This window comes from Ruegeria sp. CK3 (assembly GCF_056536565.1).
In genome coordinates this window covers 83,280-98,689 of sequence record NZ_JBQFPV010000011.1, presented here as the reverse complement: position 1 = coordinate 98,689, position 15,410 = coordinate 83,280, and the positions used below count along the sequence as shown (strand labels likewise).

Here is a 15,410-nt window from a genome sequence, read left to right as displayed (position 1 = left end):
GAAGAGCGGTTCATTGGCCAATGAGCATATTGGACCGATGGCTCATGTTAGCAGGTAGGCCGAACTAAAAACGTTCAATCCGCCAAAGATCGCAAGCGTCAAAGGACCGGGGTTTTGCGTACGTTCTAACTATGGTCACTCTGTTTCTGACGAGCGCGCCCACAAATTGATATCTTCTTCTGAACTTATTTGATCGATCTTTCTCAGTTCGTCAGCACTGAAGTCGAGATTATCAACGACGCCTGCGCAATCTACGATCTGTTCCGGCCGGGACGCTCCAATCAGAGCGGTCGTCACCCGTCCACCTCTGAGCACCCAGGCCAGCGCCATTTGCGCCAGAGTCTGCCCGCGTGCTTCGGCCATGTCGTTCAGAGCACGGACACTTGCCAATGACCGCTCGTTGATCATGCCATCGAGCAATGACTTCCCTTGCGTGGCACGGCTGCCACTCGGAATATCGGTCAGATATTTGGAAGTCAGAATGCCTTGTGCCAGCGGCGTGAACGCAATCGACCCAACCCCAAGATCATCCAGAGTATCGAGCAAACCGTCCCGCTCCACCCACCGATTGAGCAGATTGTAAGAAGGCTGGTGAATCAGACAAGGTGTCCCAAGGTCGTTGAGAATTTTCACCGCCTCGCGCGTGCGTTGGGAGTTGTAGCTCGAGATACCTGCGTAGAGCGCGCGGCCCGATCGTACGATATGATCCAACGCGCCCATCGTCTCTTCGAGCGGGGTGTCGGGGTCAAAGCGGTGGGAATAAAAGATGTCCACGTAATCAAGCCCCATGCGCGCGAGTGATTGGTCACAGGACGCAATCATGTACTTGCGCGACCCCCATTCTCCATAAGGTCCCGGCCACATGTCGTAGCCTGCTTTGGAGGAAATGATCAGCTCATCCCTGTAACCCGCGAAATCCGTTTTAAGGATCTCGCCAAATGCCTCTTCGGCTGAACCGGGTGGTGGACCGTAGTTGTTCGCCAGATCAAAGTGAGTGATCCCATGATCAAACGCGGTTCGACACATGGCGCGCTTGTTTTCGTGCGTCGAGTCCGCACCGAAATTATGCCACAGGCCTAGGCTGACAACAGGAAGCTTCACACCGGATCGCCCACTTCGCCGATACACCATCCGCTCATAGCGGTCCGGCTCCGGGGTGTAAGGAATTGGTTTTGGCTTTGGCGGTCTTTGAGCTTTGGTCATGCGCACATAATCAATGGATTGTTGGGCCTGTCAAACGGATCACCTTTAGCAAGATCGACGCGAGCTCATATTCGTTCTTGTGGGTAGCCTTGCTCCACGTGTGAAAGATTTCACTATCCGATCATTCGGATTCAATGCCAACTCTCAAAGGCAGCGGATGTCTCCTATAGTGAACCACACCGCAGCGATGGGCAAAACAAACGGGAAGGTTTTGAGGCGTGAACCGGAAGTTGCGGGTCTGTCGCTTTGACACCGGCGGCATGCACCGCGATGGTCATCTGACTTTTCGAACTGCTAATGGGGATGGTTTGCGGACTATTTGCCTTCAACGGCGATCGGATTCTGAACAATAGAGAGCCGCCGAAACCGTCCTTCACACGTGAATTCTTGTTTGAACTGTGACGTCAACGCTCAGTTATGAAGGACAGCCCAGACACGAGTTGTTTCAACCCAATCGCCGCGCCGGCGAAGATGGCAGCGAATGTTACGGGCGCGCTGTAGGCCAAAAGTGAGAAGGCAGATATACCTTGTCCGACGCTGCAACCGACCGCGATGATCGCGCCTGGCCCCATGATCGCCGCGCCGAGCATCTGACGCTTGAGTTCACGTGGATCCTCGCATGCTTCCCATCTGAAATGACCTTTGGACCAGGACCCCAAGAATGCGCCAATGAGAACGCCGGAGACTGATCCTACCGCAAAGGACAAAGTGTTTCCGGAGGCTGTCATTAGGTAGAATATTGTGTCGCCAAGGGGCGCAGCGAAGGTATGGGTTTGAACTGGCTCACCGTCGAAACCGTGCGTCGCCACCCAATTCGTACCGAGCCACCCAGATACGATCGCCAGTCCAACTACAGATCCCCAGAACACCTGTGCGGGAGTTCGGCGGAAACGCTGGTTTGCCAAGGCGAAAATCACCAATGCAACGCCAATAACGGAGCCAATGAGCCAAGCTGGGATAGAGGTCAGTTGTTCGGCAAGGAAGCTGATGCTTTGGGGGCCACTAAGACCCATCTCCTCGGGGAAGACCCAAACGCGCAAATAGGCCAGGGGCCCGGACATGACAACGTAAGCAGATAAACCCATGATCAATACTATGACGAATGATCGAAGGTCGCCGCCCCCAAGCCTTGCAAGCGCGCCATAGCCGCAGTTTCCGCTGATGGCCATTCCGTAGCCGAACATGAGGCCACCTACGATCGACCCAATTGGGTTCCAGGTCTGTGCAAGATACCTTGTTCCAACAGGGTCCAGCCACCCGAAAGCCATAGCCAAGTGGCTGCCGACAATTGCTACGCCGATCGCAATTGCCCACATGCGCAGCCGCCGGTCGTCATCTGCGTAAAGGTAGTCTTCGATTGCACCCAGCGTGCAAAAACGGCCAATGCGTGCGGCCAAGCCCAACACAATGCCACCGATCAAACCGATCAGGGCGACGGTGTTGGCGTCTCCCAATGCTTCAAACATTGCCAGTCTCCTCCCAAAGCTGGCGGGTATTTTTGGCGGCTTCTACTTTTCTCTGCAGAATAGATCGTAGACGACTTCCAGAATCTGTGTCGATCGATCATCCGCCAATCTGTAGTAGATCGTTTTCCCCTCGCGTCGCGTTTTGACCAAGCCCTCGAAGCGCAGGCGAGATAGTTGCTGAGACACGGCGGCCTGGCGTGCCGAGAGCATTTCTTCCATCTGCGTGACAGATTTTTCACCCGAAGACAGGTAGCACAGGATCATCAAGCGCCCTTCATGGCTGATTGCCTTGAGGAAATTTGACGCCGTCTGAGCATTTTCCATCATTCTGTCCAGGTCTTCGGCGCACATGTCCTTGGAGAACACAGGCAGTTTCGAAGATTTGTCCAACAAGATCGCCTCGCTTTCATAGCTTCACGCATTCGAAACAGTTTATTTTATTGGCTACGTTTTATCCAGAGGTCTCAATCGGCACCCCAGCTTCACGCAGTAAAACGCCCAGCAACCCCCAGAAAAAATCTTCGCCGGGATAGCCTTCGATCCGGCCGACTTCATGGCCATTGTCCAGCAGAACAAACGTTGGCGTGTAGTAGAGAGGCCGCTCCAATGCGATGCCTTCAGGCACAGCTGCGTGGATATCGATGCGCTGAAGTGGCGCGGCATGCCCTTCGGGCGTCTTGAGATAGATATCCGAGATTTCGGTGTCCCAACGTGCGCACCACATACATCCATCTTCTTCGGCCATAAGAAGCGTCATTTCTGCCCGTGTTATCACCGGAGAAACAAGCAACGTGATTGCAAGCAAAAGCAGAAATAGGTGGCGCATCTTAAGCTCCGATTGACCGCAGCGGCATATCTTTACTATTTTGAATATGTGAATGATAGCGTGCCAGGACAGGTTTGACCATGCTCGACATTACATTTGCAGGAGCTTTGGTCGCAGGACTGTTGTCTTTCCTGTCGCCCTGCATCCTACCTATCGTGCCGTTTTATCTTAGCTATCTGGCAGGCGTCGGGATTGATCAGATATCTGCGGGCTCAACACTTTCCGCCGGCGTTCGTCGCAGGGCAACGCTTTCTGCGATAGCATTTGCAGCTGGGATCATAACGATTTTCATGGCGCTAGGGGCGACAGCTTCGATCTTCGGGCAGCTGGTCCGAGAGTATTTCGACATCCTGCGCTGGATTGCAGCGGCCATCATCATTGCGATGGGGCTGCATTTCCTGGGGGTCATTCGCATCGGGTTCCTGTATCGCCAATTTCGTGCGGACGTCGGTGAGACATCAAATGTAAGCCTTGTTGGCGCATATGTTCTTGGATTGGCATTTGCTTTTGGCTGGACACCCTGTGTTGGGCCAGTGCTCGCTGCGATCCTGTTTACGGCGGCCGGAACCGAGACGGCTTGGCGTGGAGCGGTACTTCTATTCGTCTACGGGGTTGGAATGACCGCACCGTTTGTTCTGGCGGCCTTTCTGGTCCGCCCTTTCATGCAATGGATGGCGCAGTTCAGAAAGCACTTGCCCCTCATCGAAAAGGCCATGGGTGGCTTTCTGGTGCTCTTCGGCATCCTCATCGCAACCAATTCCATCAACTACATCGCACAATGGATGCTCGACCATATGCCTTGGCTCGCAGCCATTGGATAATCCGGGAGGAAGACATGAAACGAGTTTTGTCAGTATTGATCGCGTGTCTGATCGGCGGGACAGTTTCCGCCGCTGAGCTGGGCGACGACGGTTTGCATAAAACACCGTGGATGCGCGACACGTTCAAAGACCTCCGAGAGGATCTCGAAGAGGCCACAAGCGAGGACAAACGGCTTGTGTTATTCATTGAACAACAAGGCTGTATCTACTGCAAAAAAATGCATGAAGAGGTGTTCCCCCAGCCTGACCTTGCAGCTTTCATCGAAGAGAATTTCTTTGTCGTCCAACTGGATCTGCATGGCAGCACCACCGCTACCGACTTTGACGGGGAAGAAAATGAGCAAAGAGCGCTGATGCGAAAATGGGGGATTCTGTTTACCCCGACGCTTGTTTTTCTGCCGGAAGAGGTGCCAGAGGGCGCGACAGCCATCGATGCTGCGGTCGCTGTTATGCCCGGAGCGTTCTCAAAGGGAACAACCTTAGACCTTTTCACCTGGGTCGATGAAAAGCGATATAAGCTTGATAACGGTGAAGATTTCCAACGGTATCATGCTCGGCGCATTCAAGAGCGAAACAATATTTCTCAAGATTGAGCGCTGCCGTTATAAATAAAAAAATTCATTATTATGAATTTAATGTTGCGATAGGCAGTACTCGTCGACTACGGTACACAAAGGCTTTGGGTCGCAAGGCGCCGTCGGCGCGTTAGCAAATGGGAGGGATCATGAAGCTGAGACTCTTAACATTGGTCTGTGCAATGACGGGCGTTGCTGCATATGCGGCAGATACAGACCCGCAGGACGTAACCTACGACGACTATGGTGCCATTGAGGCTTCGTTGACCGGTGCTGCTGGCGACGCGGCTAATGGCGCGCTCATCGTTGGCGACAAGTCAAAAGGTAACTGCGTTGCGTGCCACGCGGTCACGGTTTTGGCGGACATCCCGTTCCACGGTGAAGTCGGTCCAATGCTGGATGGTGCCGGTGATCGTTGGACCGAAGCAGAGCTTCGCGGGTTGGTCGCAAACGCAAAGATGACATTTGAAGGCACGGTGATGCCAGCTTTCTACAAGGATGACGGCTATATCCGCCCGGGCGACGCCTATACCGGAAAAGCCCCGACCGCGCCTTTGACGTCGATCCTGACAGCGCAGGAAATCGAGGACGTGGTCGCGTTTCTTGCGACCCTGAAAGAGGAATAATCGCGTTCTGATGCGTGAATTTTCGAAGTTTCAAAGGAGATTGAAAATGGAACTCTCTCGCCGCGAGACACTGGCCCTTGGGCTAGGCGCCGCGTTCCTGACAATTATGCCGCTTCGGGCAAATGCAGCTGCTGAAGATGCCATCGCGGCATTTACAGGCGGTGCAGATGTGGCTGACGGCGGTGTTACATTGACCGCACCGGAAATCGCAGAAAACGGCAATACCGTACCAATCGAAGTCAGTGCTCCGGGCGCAACTGCAATTCTTATCGTGGCTGCAGGTAACCCCGAACCGGGCGTTGCAACTTTCAATTTCGGTCCGTTGGCTGCTGAACAAGCCGCATCAACTCGCATCCGTCTTGCCGGAACGCAGGATGTCATTGCCGTGGCGAAGATGGCAGATGGCAGCTTCTCCAAAGCGTCCGCGACCGTAAAAGTGACAATCGGCGGCTGCGGCGGCTGATCGCCACGCGCCCTGAAGAACAGGAGACTAACCAATGGCATCCGGTGTAAAACCCCGCGTCAAGGTTCCAAAGACAGCCGCTGCTGGCGAAACCGTTACGATCAAGACATTGATCAGCCACAAGATGGAAAGCGGCCAGCGTAAAGATAAAGAAGGCAACGTCATCCCGCGCTCGATCATCAACCGTTTCACCTGCGAGTTTAACGGAGAAATGGTGGTTGATGTGACGATGGAGCCGGCGATTTCGACCAACCCGTACTTCCAGTTCGAAGCGACTGTGCCCGAGTCCGGTGAGTTTGTCTTCACTTGGTACGATGATGACGGCTCTGTCTACGATGAGAAGAAAACGATCGAGATCGCCTGACGGCTCGACGACTAAGGCAGATCAGCGCGGGTCCGAGGAATTGGCGCTGATCCACCAAGGGAGGAACGCAATGAATACCAAGGCAATTACGGCGATCGCGGCAATTCTGGTTTTCCCGGCTGCAGCGATAGCTGGACCGGACGAAGACAATCTCACGATCAATGATGAGCTGGACATGACCTCGGTCACTGAAGCTCCGGCACATCTGGAAAATTTGGACACGATCTATTCGGGTTGGCATTTTCGCACGGATGAAACTCAAGCGCTTCAAATTGATGACTTCGACAATCCTGCAATGATCTTCGTCGATCAGGCCGCCGATCTCTTCGAGGCCGTTGATGGCGCCGCTGGCGAGAGCTGTGCCTCATGCCACGATGGGGTGGAAAGCTTCAAGGGATTGCAGGCGTCCATGCCGAAGGTGGATGCCGAAACCGGCAAGCTGGTCGTCATGGAAGATCTGATCAACAAGTGTCGTACGGACCGCATGGAAGCCGATGCTTGGAAATGGTCCGGAGGTGATATGCAAGGCATGGTCGCTTTGATCGGTCTGCAATCACGTGGGTTGCCTATGAACGTAGCGATTGATGGCGATGCCGCCCCGTACTGGGAGCAGGGCAAGGAGATGTATTATACCCGCTATGGTCAGTTGGAGTTGAGCTGCGCCAATTGTCATGAAGACAACTGGGGCAACATGATCCGTGCCGACCACCTGAGCCAAGGTATGATCAACGGGTTCCCGACATATCGTCTGAAACAGGCCAAGCTGATCTCGCGTCACAATCGTTTCCGCGGCTGTATTCGCGATACGCGGGCGGAAACTTTTGCCGAAGGATCGGACGAGTTTCGCGCGCTTGAGCTCTACGTGGCCTCGCGTGGCAACGGGCTTTCAGTCGAAACTCCTGCTGTACGTCAATAAGGAACGAGCCGCGCGGGCGCTGTCCTGCGCGGGTTTTTCATGCATATAACATTCACACATTTATATGTGTTATAGGAAAGCTGATAGATGATTTCTCGACGTGACTTCTTGCAGGTTTCAATGGCAGCCTCGGCTCTGTACGGGGCATCCGGGTTTGGCAATTGGTCCAGGCTCGCTGCGCAGCAAAGCCTAACGCAGGATCAATTGCTGGAGTTCGAGACCTTCGGCAATATCAGCTTGATCCATGTCACCGATATTCACGCGCAACTCAAACCGATCTATTTCCGCGAACCCGAGATAAACCTTGGTATTGGCGATGCGCGAGGGCAGATGCCGCATGTCACAGGGGCGGCGTTCCGCAAGGCCTACGGGATCGAAGATGGAAGCCCGTCGGCCTATGCGCTGACCTACAATGATTTCTCTGCGCTGGCCAAGACCTACGGTCGGGTCGGTGGATTGGACCGCGTCTCAACCGTCATCAACGCCATACGTGCTGACCGTCCTGATGCACTTCTATTGGACGGGGGCGATACCTGGCACGGTTCCTACACCTGTTATCAGACGGCCGGTCAGGACATGGTCAATGTCATGAACGCGCTGAAACCCGATGCTATGACCTTCCATTGGGAGTTCACGTTGGGCAGCGACAGGGTTAACGAAATCGTCGAAAGTTTGCCCTATGCGGCCTTGGGTCAGAACATCTTTGATGCCGAGTGGGACGAACCTGCAGAATTGTTCCAACCCTATAAGTTCTTTGATCGGGGCGGTGCAAAGGTCGCTGTTATCGGTCAAGCGTTTCCCTACATGCCAATCGCGAACCCAGGTTGGATGTTCCCCGAGTACTCATTCGGTATCCGGGATGAAAACATGCAGGCCATGGTCGACGAGGTTCGCGATGCCGGTGCCGATGTCGTTGTTGTCCTCAGCCACAACGGCTTTGACGTGGACAAGAAAATGGCAGGTCGGGTGCAAGGGATCGACGTGATCCTCAGCGGTCACACCCATGACGCACTTCCCGAGCCGGTTTTGGTCGGTAAAACGCATATCATCGCGTCTGGCTCGAACGGCAAATTCGTTAGCCGCGTCGATCTCGACGTGAGGGACGGGCAGATGATGGGGCTGAAGCACAAGCTGATCCCGATCTTCTCTGACGTCATCGCTCCTGATCCTGCGATCACCGCTCTCATAAACGACCAGCGTGCGCCCTATGAAGCAACGCTAAGTGAGGTGATTGGCAAAACGGATTCGTTACTCTACCGCCGCGGCAACTTTAACGGCACTTGGGATGACCTGATTTGCGATGCCCTGATCAATGAGCGTGAGGCAGACATCGCGATGTCGCCTGGCGTCCGTTGGGGGCCCTCAATCCTGCCGGGACAAGATATCACGCGAGAGGACATCTGGAACGTCACATCGATGTCGTATCCCAACGCCTACCGCACCGAAATGACAGGCGAATTCATCCATGTGATCCTCGAGGACGTCGGTGACAACCTGTTCAATCCCGATCCTTACTACCAGCAGGGCGGCGATATGGTCCGCGTTGGTGGACTTGGCTACCGCATCGATGTGACCAAACCACAAGGGCAACGGATCAGCGAAATGACCCTGCTCAAAACCGGTGAAGCGATTGATCCGTCGAAAACCTACGTCGTGGCTGGTTGGGCCAGTGTCAACGAAGGCACTGAGGGTCCGCCGATCTGGGATGTCGTCGAAAACCACATTCGCAACCTTGGCACTGTAACGGTGCAAGAGAACACCAGTGTCGATGTTGTCGGCGCTTAAGAAACAGATGGAGACCTAAGAGATATGGATGACGCGTTCAAACCGTCCCGCCGGGCCTTCCTGAAAGGCAGTGCTGCGGTCGCCGCAGGGTCAGTCGCGGGTGCGGCAGCGGCAGACACGCCCGATCCACTGATAACAGAGCTTCAGGATTGGGCGTCTTATACGGGTGCCGGTGTCGATGAGTCACCTTATGGCCTGCCGATCAGTTTCGAATCTCATGTCGTTCGGCGCAACGTGGAATGGCTGACCGCCTCTCCGATTTCGTCGATCAACTTCACACCGATCCACGCGCTTGATGGTACGATCACTCCGCAAGGATGCGCTTTTGAGCGTCATCATTCCGGCGCGATAGAGCTGCGCAAAGAGGATTATCGCCTGATGATCAACGGGTTGGTCGATCGCCCGCTTGTATTTACTTACGACGACATTGAGCGGTTCCCGCGCGAAAACCATGTGTATTTCTGCGAATGTGCGGCAAATACTGGTATGGAGTGGGCGGGTGCGCAACTCAACGGCGTCCAATTTACGCACGGCATGATTCACAACATGGAATACACCGGTGTTCCGCTGCGTACGCTGTTGCAGGAAGCAGGCGCCGATATCTCACCAGACAAATGGGTCTATGTTGAGGGCGCAGATGCGTCATCCAATGGCCGCTCCATCCCGATGGAAAAAGCGCTGGATGACGTGCTGGTGGCTTTCAAGGCAAATGGTGAAGCACTGCGCATGGAGCACGGATATCCCGTGCGACTGGTTGTTCCGGGTTGGGAAGGCAACATGTGGGTCAAGTGGCTGCGCCGCATTGAGATCGTCGATATGGCGGTCGAAAGCCGCGAAGAAACATCAAAATACACTGATGTCTACGCCGATGGCAGGGCCCAGAAATGGACGTGGGTGATGGATGCAAAATCCGTCATCACTTCACCCAGTCCGCAAATGCCCATCAAACATGGACCGGGACCTTTGGTTATTTCCGGACTTGCCTGGTCAGGCCACGGACAAATTACGCGGGTCGATGTGTCCAAGGACGGTGGGATCACCTGGGAGACGGCGCGTCTTGGTAAGCAGGGCGACAGCAAGGCTTTGACGCGCTTCTATCTCGACACGAACTGGGACGGAGCACCAATGTTGTTACAGGCCCGGGCGATAGATGAGACCGGCTATGTGCAGCCGACCAAAGACCAACTGCGCGAAAAGCGCGGAGAGAACTCGGTCTACCACAACAACTGTATCCAGACTTGGTACGTGAGCGCAGAAGGGATCGCCGAGAATGTCGAAGTCTCTTAGTCATGTTTTCCTGCCTGTATTCGGCGGCACGGCGTTGGTGCTTGCGGCGGCAGTGGCTATTGCGAACCGGAATTACGGCCAATCGCAGATAGAAACCTTGGAAACCCGGATCAGTCAGGTTGAGGCGCATGCAGCTACAGCCCAGGAAAACGCGCAAGCAGAGGCCAGCCGGGCAGCCGAACTGGCGGCCAAGGTCGAAGAAATCCAGACCGCAGCGGCCGAACGGATCGCAAACGGGATGAACCTGACCGCGCCTGCGCCCAGCAGCGAGGGCACATACGGGCTTGGGCGCCCCGCGCTGGAGCAAGAGATCGCAGCCTGGGACGTTGACGTATTGCCCGATGGGCGCGGTTTGCCGGTTGGATCAGGCGATGTCTGGACCGGAGAAGAAGTGTTTGTCGATCGCTGTGCGTCCTGTCACGGAGAGTTTGCCGAAGGCGCCGACAATTGGCCTGTTCTGGCCGGCGGTTTCGACACACTTGCCGACGAAGATCCTGTGAAAACTGTTGGGTCTTATTGGCCGCATTTGTCGACTGCTTGGGATTACATTTCCCGCTCAATGCCGTTTGGTGAAGCGGGCACTCTTACGGCGGATGAGACCTACGCAATCGTCGCCTACATCCTTTATTCCAATGATCTGGTGGATGACGACTTCGTTCTTAATAACGAAAACTTCGCCGAATTCGAGATGTACAATATGGACGGTTTTGTCGTCGATGTTCGACCCGAGACGGAATACGCGGAATGGCGAGAGGAACCTTGCATGGAGAACTGCAAGACAGAGGCAGCGGTTACTATGCGTTCTGTCTTTCTGGTTGAGACGCCACCAGAAGGCGGTTCGAATTCGGTCATGAATGAAGCCAGCGCGGACGGGTTACCGACGTTCACGGCGGAAGGGCCCTCGTTCATTCCAGCCGCAGCGCCAAAGCCTGAGGAAGAAGCCGCCGCAACACCGGATGTTCAGGAAATCGACGAGGCTGACCAGACTACGGAACTGTTCGCAGCTGGTGAGAAGGTCTTCAAGAAGTGTAAGTCCTGCCATCAGGTTGGTGACGGTGCAAAGGACAGTACGGGCCCTGCGCTGAACGGGGTTATCGGGGCCAACGCAGGTTCGGTTGAAGGGTTCAAATACTCCAAAGCTATGAAAACAGCTGCCGAGGCTGGTCTTGTTTGGACCGAAGAAGAAATGGCGGCCTTCCTGGCAAAACCCAAGGACTACATGAAGGGCACACGCATGTCCTTTGCTGGGCTTAAGAAACCAGACGATATTGAAGCCGTGATCGTTTACCTCAAGTCGTTCGGAAGCTGATCATGCGGTGGTTGAACATTTTTTTGACCTGCGCGGCGGTTATGGTTGCTGTTGCCCCATCGACCCACGCCACCGAAGGCCTCGGCGACGCCGAAGCCGGAAAAGAAGTGTTCGCCAAATGCAAAGGCTGTCATCAGGTTGGAGATGGAGCCAAAAACAAAATCGGGCCGCATTTGAATGGTGTCTTTGGGCGCAAGGCTGCTGGTCTGGACGGTTTCAATTACTCAAAAAGCCTAGAACGTGCGGGTAACTCGGGTCTGGAATGGCACGCTGATACTCTGTCCGCCTACATCGAAAACCCACGCGCATTTGCGTCAGGCACGCGGATGAGTTTTCCCGGTTTGAAAGACCCGGAAGACCGAGCCAACGTGATCGCCTATTTGCGGGCGTTTTCGGACAATCCTCAGGACATCCCAGAAGCGGACCCAACGGCGAAAGGCACGGATCATTCGATCGATCCCGCGATCCTGGCGATACAAGGAGATCCTGAGTACGGCGCATATCTCAGCAGCGAATGCACAACGTGTCACCAGATCGAAGGGGGCGATGAGGGCATTCCTTCGATTGTGTACTGGCCTGACGAAGACTTCGTGGTCGCCATGCACGCTTACAAGGACAAACAGCGGCCACATCCGGTCATGCAAATGATCGCTGGAAGGTTGAGCAATGACGAGATCGCGGCATTGGCCGCCTACTTCAATAATCCAGAATGAAAGTGCCTAAGGGGAGGAAAAGCGATGACACTCAATAGACGAGTATTTCTTGGAGCCGCCGGGGTAGTGGCCGCCGGGCTATCCGCTCCGATGGTGCTGGCTCAAGGCAAGCCCCGTGTAGTGGTTGTTGGTGGCGGTGCAGGCGGTGCGACTGCCGCACGTTACATAGCCAAGGACAGCAAAGGTGAGATTGACGTGACGCTGATCGAGCCGTCTCGGACCTACTACACCTGTTTCTTCTCAAACCTCTATTTGGGAGGTTTTCAGGAGCTATCGGACATCGCCCACAGCTACGGCACGCTTGCCGCGAACTACGGTATCAACGTCGTGCATGATTGGGCCACTGGGGTCGACCGCGACGCAAAGACGGTGTCCTTGGCAGGTGGTGGGTCAGTTCCTTATGACAAACTGATCCTCAGCCCGGGTATCGACTTTGTTGATGGCGCGGTCGAGGGCTGGGACCTATCGGCCCAAAACAAGATGCCACATGCGTACAAGGCTGGATCTCAGACTGAGCTTTTGAAGGCGCAGATCATGGCGATGCCCGAAGGTGGTACCTTCGCGATGGTCGCTCCTCCTAACCCGTACCGTTGCCCGCCCGGGCCGTATGAAAGGGTTTCGATGGTGGCGCACGTGCTGAAGGCAAACAACCCAACAGCAAAGATCATTGTAGCGGATCCGAAGCCGAAATTCTCGAAAATGGCTTTGTTCCAAGAAGGCTGGGGAAACAACTATGAAGGAATGGTTGACTGGATCGGCGAAGATTTCGGCGGCGGCAATGTATCCGTGAATCCGGAAGCAATGACGGTGACTATCGACGGCGAAGAGACGAAGGTTGATGTCTGCAATGTGATCCCAGCGATGAAAGCCGGTCGAATTGCGGAAATGGCGGGAGTGACCGATGGCAACTGGGCACCAGTAAACGCTGCGGACATGTCTTCCAAAGCCGATCCGGATATCTACATTCTTGGTGATGCCAGCCAGCAGGGCGACATGCCGAAATCCGGTTTTTCGGCAAACAGCCAGGCAAAGGTCTGTGCGAACGCAGTAAGAGGTGCGTTGACCGGGTCAAAAGTATTCCCGGCCAAGTTCTCGAACACATGCTGGTCGCTCATTGACACCGATGATGGTGTGAAAGTTGGCGCGACTTATGAGGCGACGCCTGAAAAGATCGCCAAAGTCGATGGCTTTATCAGCCAGACCGGTGAAGATGCCGACCTGAGGAAAGCAACTTACGAAGAGTCTCTTGGTTGGTACGCCGGTATCACGTCGGACATGTTTGGTTGAGGTAATCGGGCTTTGACCGGTGTCAAAGACCCCGATGATCAATCTGAGAAAATGCGGTTTAGGAGGAGGACTAAAACCATGAAACACTTTATCGCCGCAGCCGCGTTTTCCACTGTTCTGGCGAGCCAAGGGCTTGCAGAAGAGATCATCACTATCCCCTTCGACGGCAGTTTTGATGATGCAACGTTCGCCGTGGAGTCCGCGATTGTGGGACAGGGGCTGGTCATCGACTATGTGAGCCATGTTGGGGAAATGCTGAATCGAACAGGCGCAGATGTTGGCAGCGACAAGCAGATATTTTCGGCCGCAGACATCTTCATTTTCTGCTCGGCAAAAATTTCGCGTGAGGTCATGGAAGCCGACCCAATGAATATTGGCTTTTGCCCTTACGGGATATTTGTGGCTGAAGACGACAGTGGCGTGATGGTTGGGTACCGAAGCTACCCTGACGGGCCAATGCAAAAGGTCCAGACTCTGTTGTCAGGAATCGTCGAAGAAGCCGTTGGGAACTGAAATGAACTATCAGCAGTTTTTCCGTGGTCAACTCGACCAGCTTCAGGAGGAAGGGAACTACCGGGTCTTTGCGGATCTCGAACGACAGCGCGGCGCGTTCCCGACAGCACGTAGCTACGCGGAAAATGGCCCCGAGAAAGTCACTGTGTGGTGCTCAAATGATTATCTGGGGATGGGTCAGCACCCCAGTGTTGTCGCAGCAATGCACAAGGTGATCGATGAGGTTGGTGCCGGGGCGGGAGGAACGCGGAATATCTCTGGAACCACCCACCAGCATGTTTTGCTGGAGCAAGAGCTTGCTGATTTGCATGGCAAGGACGCTGCGCTCCTGTTTACCTCCGGGTACGTTTCGAACTGGGCTGCCTTGGGAACCTTGGCGTCTCGCATACCTGGCATCACAGTCTTGTCTGATGAGTTGAACCATGCCTCGATGATCGAGGGCATTCGCCACAGTCGGTGCCAGAAGCGTATCTGGAAACACAACGACGTGGCGGACCTTGAAAGGCACCTTGCTGAACTGCCTGCCAATGCACCGAAGCTCATTGCATTCGAGAGCGTCTATTCCATGGATGGCGACATTGCACCAATTGCCGAGATCTGTGATCTGGCCGATCGCTACGGCGCGATGACCTATTTGGATGAGGTTCACGCCGTAGGGCTTTATGGACCGCGCGGAGGCGGTATAGCTGAGCGCGAAGGCCTGATGGATCGGTTAACCGTTATTGAGGGGACATTGGGCAAGGCGTTCGGCGTAGTCGGTGGATACATCGCGGCGTCGAAAGAGCTTGTCGATTTTGTCCGGTCGTTTGCCAGTGGGTTTATCTTCACCACTGCGTTGCCTCCCGCCGTGGCCGCAGGAGCTGCCGCGTCGGTTCGGCACCTGAAGCAAAGCAATTCGGAACGACATCTACACCAGCAGCGCGTGCGCGAGGTGCGAGACAGGCTGGACGATCTGGGCATTCCGCATACACAGAACCCAAGTCACATTATTCCTGTGATGGTCGGCGATCCGGTCAAGTGTCGCTTCATCTCTGACGTACTGATGCGTGAATATGGAATTTACATCCAGCCGATCAACTATCCAACCGTCCCCAAGGGAACGGAACGTCTACGGATTACACCTTCTCCAGTGCATTCCACAGACGACGTGGATCGACTGGTATCTGCCTTGGGTGAGTTATGGACTCAATGCCAATTGACGCGCAGGCCAATGGCTGCCCAGTGACAATGACAATTTGACCGAAGACAAGGACGCG

17 protein-coding genes are annotated in these 15,410 nt (G+C 54.8%); 13 read left to right on the top strand and 4 right to left on the bottom strand.

The window, feature by feature from the left end; all coding sequences use genetic code 11:
• Positions 1–135: 135 nt before the first annotated feature.
• The 4 genes from mgrA to ACR0C3_RS17670 all read right to left on the bottom strand — a co-directional run bounded on the left by mgrA (position 136) and on the right by ACR0C3_RS17670 (position 3,495).
• Positions 136–1,167 carry an L-glyceraldehyde 3-phosphate reductase gene (gene mgrA, locus ACR0C3_RS17685; RefSeq protein ID WP_480759809.1) on the bottom strand — a complete coding sequence of 344 codons (1,032 nt, stop codon included), beginning with the start codon at positions 1,165–1,167 and terminating at the stop codon, positions 136–138.
• 440 nt (positions 1,168–1,607) lie between these two features.
• A complete protein-coding gene (locus ACR0C3_RS17680) occupies positions 1,608–2,669 on the bottom strand; it encodes a YeeE/YedE family protein (RefSeq protein ID WP_475217394.1) in 1,062 nt (353 codons plus the stop codon).
• A gap of 42 nt (positions 2,670–2,711) precedes the next feature.
• The gene (locus ACR0C3_RS17675) at positions 2,712–3,020 is read right to left on the bottom strand and encodes an ArsR/SmtB family transcription factor (RefSeq protein ID WP_170380040.1); all 309 of its coding nucleotides are present in this window, start codon (positions 3,018–3,020) and stop codon (positions 2,712–2,714) included.
• A gap of 100 nt (positions 3,021–3,120) precedes the next feature.
• Entirely contained in the window at positions 3,121–3,495 is a 375-nt protein-coding gene (locus ACR0C3_RS17670) for a hypothetical protein (protein WP_480759727.1), read from the bottom strand.
• An 80-nt stretch (positions 3,496–3,575) separates the two neighbouring features.
• Between ACR0C3_RS17670 and ACR0C3_RS17665 the strand changes: the two genes are divergently transcribed.
• The 13 genes from ACR0C3_RS17665 to hemA all read left to right on the top strand — a co-directional run bounded on the left by ACR0C3_RS17665 (position 3,576) and on the right by hemA (position 15,379).
• Complete coding sequence (locus tag ACR0C3_RS17665; protein ID WP_480523976.1) at positions 3,576–4,316, top strand: cytochrome c biogenesis CcdA family protein; 741 nt, start codon at positions 3,576–3,578, stop codon at positions 4,314–4,316.
• Between the two features lie 14 nt (positions 4,317–4,330).
• A complete protein-coding gene (locus ACR0C3_RS17660) occupies positions 4,331–4,909 on the top strand; it encodes a thioredoxin family protein (protein ID WP_480759725.1) in 579 nt (192 codons plus the stop codon).
• 131 nt (positions 4,910–5,040) lie between these two features.
• A complete protein-coding gene (gene soxX / locus ACR0C3_RS17655; RefSeq protein ID WP_170380044.1) occupies positions 5,041–5,517 on the top strand; it encodes a sulfur oxidation c-type cytochrome SoxX in 477 nt (158 codons plus the stop codon).
• A 46-nt stretch (positions 5,518–5,563) separates the two neighbouring features.
• Positions 5,564–5,980, top strand: coding sequence for a thiosulfate oxidation carrier protein SoxY (soxY, locus tag ACR0C3_RS17650; RefSeq protein WP_480759724.1), 417 nt, complete (start codon positions 5,564–5,566; stop codon positions 5,978–5,980).
• 34 nt (positions 5,981–6,014) lie between these two features.
• Positions 6,015–6,344, top strand: a complete 330-nt coding sequence (soxZ, locus tag ACR0C3_RS17645) for a thiosulfate oxidation carrier complex protein SoxZ (protein WP_475143377.1) — start codon at positions 6,015–6,017, stop codon at positions 6,342–6,344.
• Positions 6,345–6,414: 70 nt separating this feature from the next.
• On the top strand, positions 6,415–7,260 hold the full coding sequence (gene soxA / locus ACR0C3_RS17640; protein ID WP_170764814.1) for a sulfur oxidation c-type cytochrome SoxA: 846 nt from the start codon (positions 6,415–6,417) through the stop codon (positions 7,258–7,260).
• Positions 7,261–7,347: 87 nt separating this feature from the next.
• Complete coding sequence (gene soxB, locus ACR0C3_RS17635; RefSeq protein WP_480759723.1) at positions 7,348–9,045, top strand: thiosulfohydrolase SoxB; 1,698 nt, start codon at positions 7,348–7,350, stop codon at positions 9,043–9,045.
• A gap of 24 nt (positions 9,046–9,069) precedes the next feature.
• Complete coding sequence (soxC, locus tag ACR0C3_RS17630; protein ID WP_480759721.1) at positions 9,070–10,332, top strand: sulfite dehydrogenase; 1,263 nt, start codon at positions 9,070–9,072, stop codon at positions 10,330–10,332.
• Positions 10,316–11,641: a c-type cytochrome gene (locus ACR0C3_RS17625; protein ID WP_425085412.1), complete on the top strand. Its 1,326-nt coding sequence runs from the start codon at positions 10,316–10,318 to the stop codon at positions 11,639–11,641. The genes soxC and ACR0C3_RS17625 overlap by 17 nt, the downstream gene beginning before the upstream one ends.
• Before the next feature lie 2 nt (positions 11,642–11,643).
• Positions 11,644–12,354 carry a c-type cytochrome gene (locus tag ACR0C3_RS17620; RefSeq protein ID WP_170471072.1) on the top strand — a complete coding sequence of 237 codons (711 nt, stop codon included), beginning with the start codon at positions 11,644–11,646 and terminating at the stop codon, positions 12,352–12,354.
• 24 nt (positions 12,355–12,378) lie between these two features.
• Entirely contained in the window at positions 12,379–13,641 is a 1,263-nt protein-coding gene (locus ACR0C3_RS17615; RefSeq protein ID WP_480759720.1) for an FCSD flavin-binding domain-containing protein, read from the top strand.
• Positions 13,642–13,719: 78 nt separating this feature from the next.
• Positions 13,720–14,154, top strand: a complete 435-nt coding sequence (locus tag ACR0C3_RS17610; protein ID WP_480759719.1) for a DUF302 domain-containing protein — start codon at positions 13,720–13,722, stop codon at positions 14,152–14,154.
• A gap of 1 nt (position 14,155) precedes the next feature.
• Entirely contained in the window at positions 14,156–15,379 is a 1,224-nt protein-coding gene (hemA, locus tag ACR0C3_RS17605; protein ID WP_480759717.1) for a 5-aminolevulinate synthase, read from the top strand.
• The last annotated feature ends 31 nt before the right edge of the window (positions 15,380–15,410 follow it).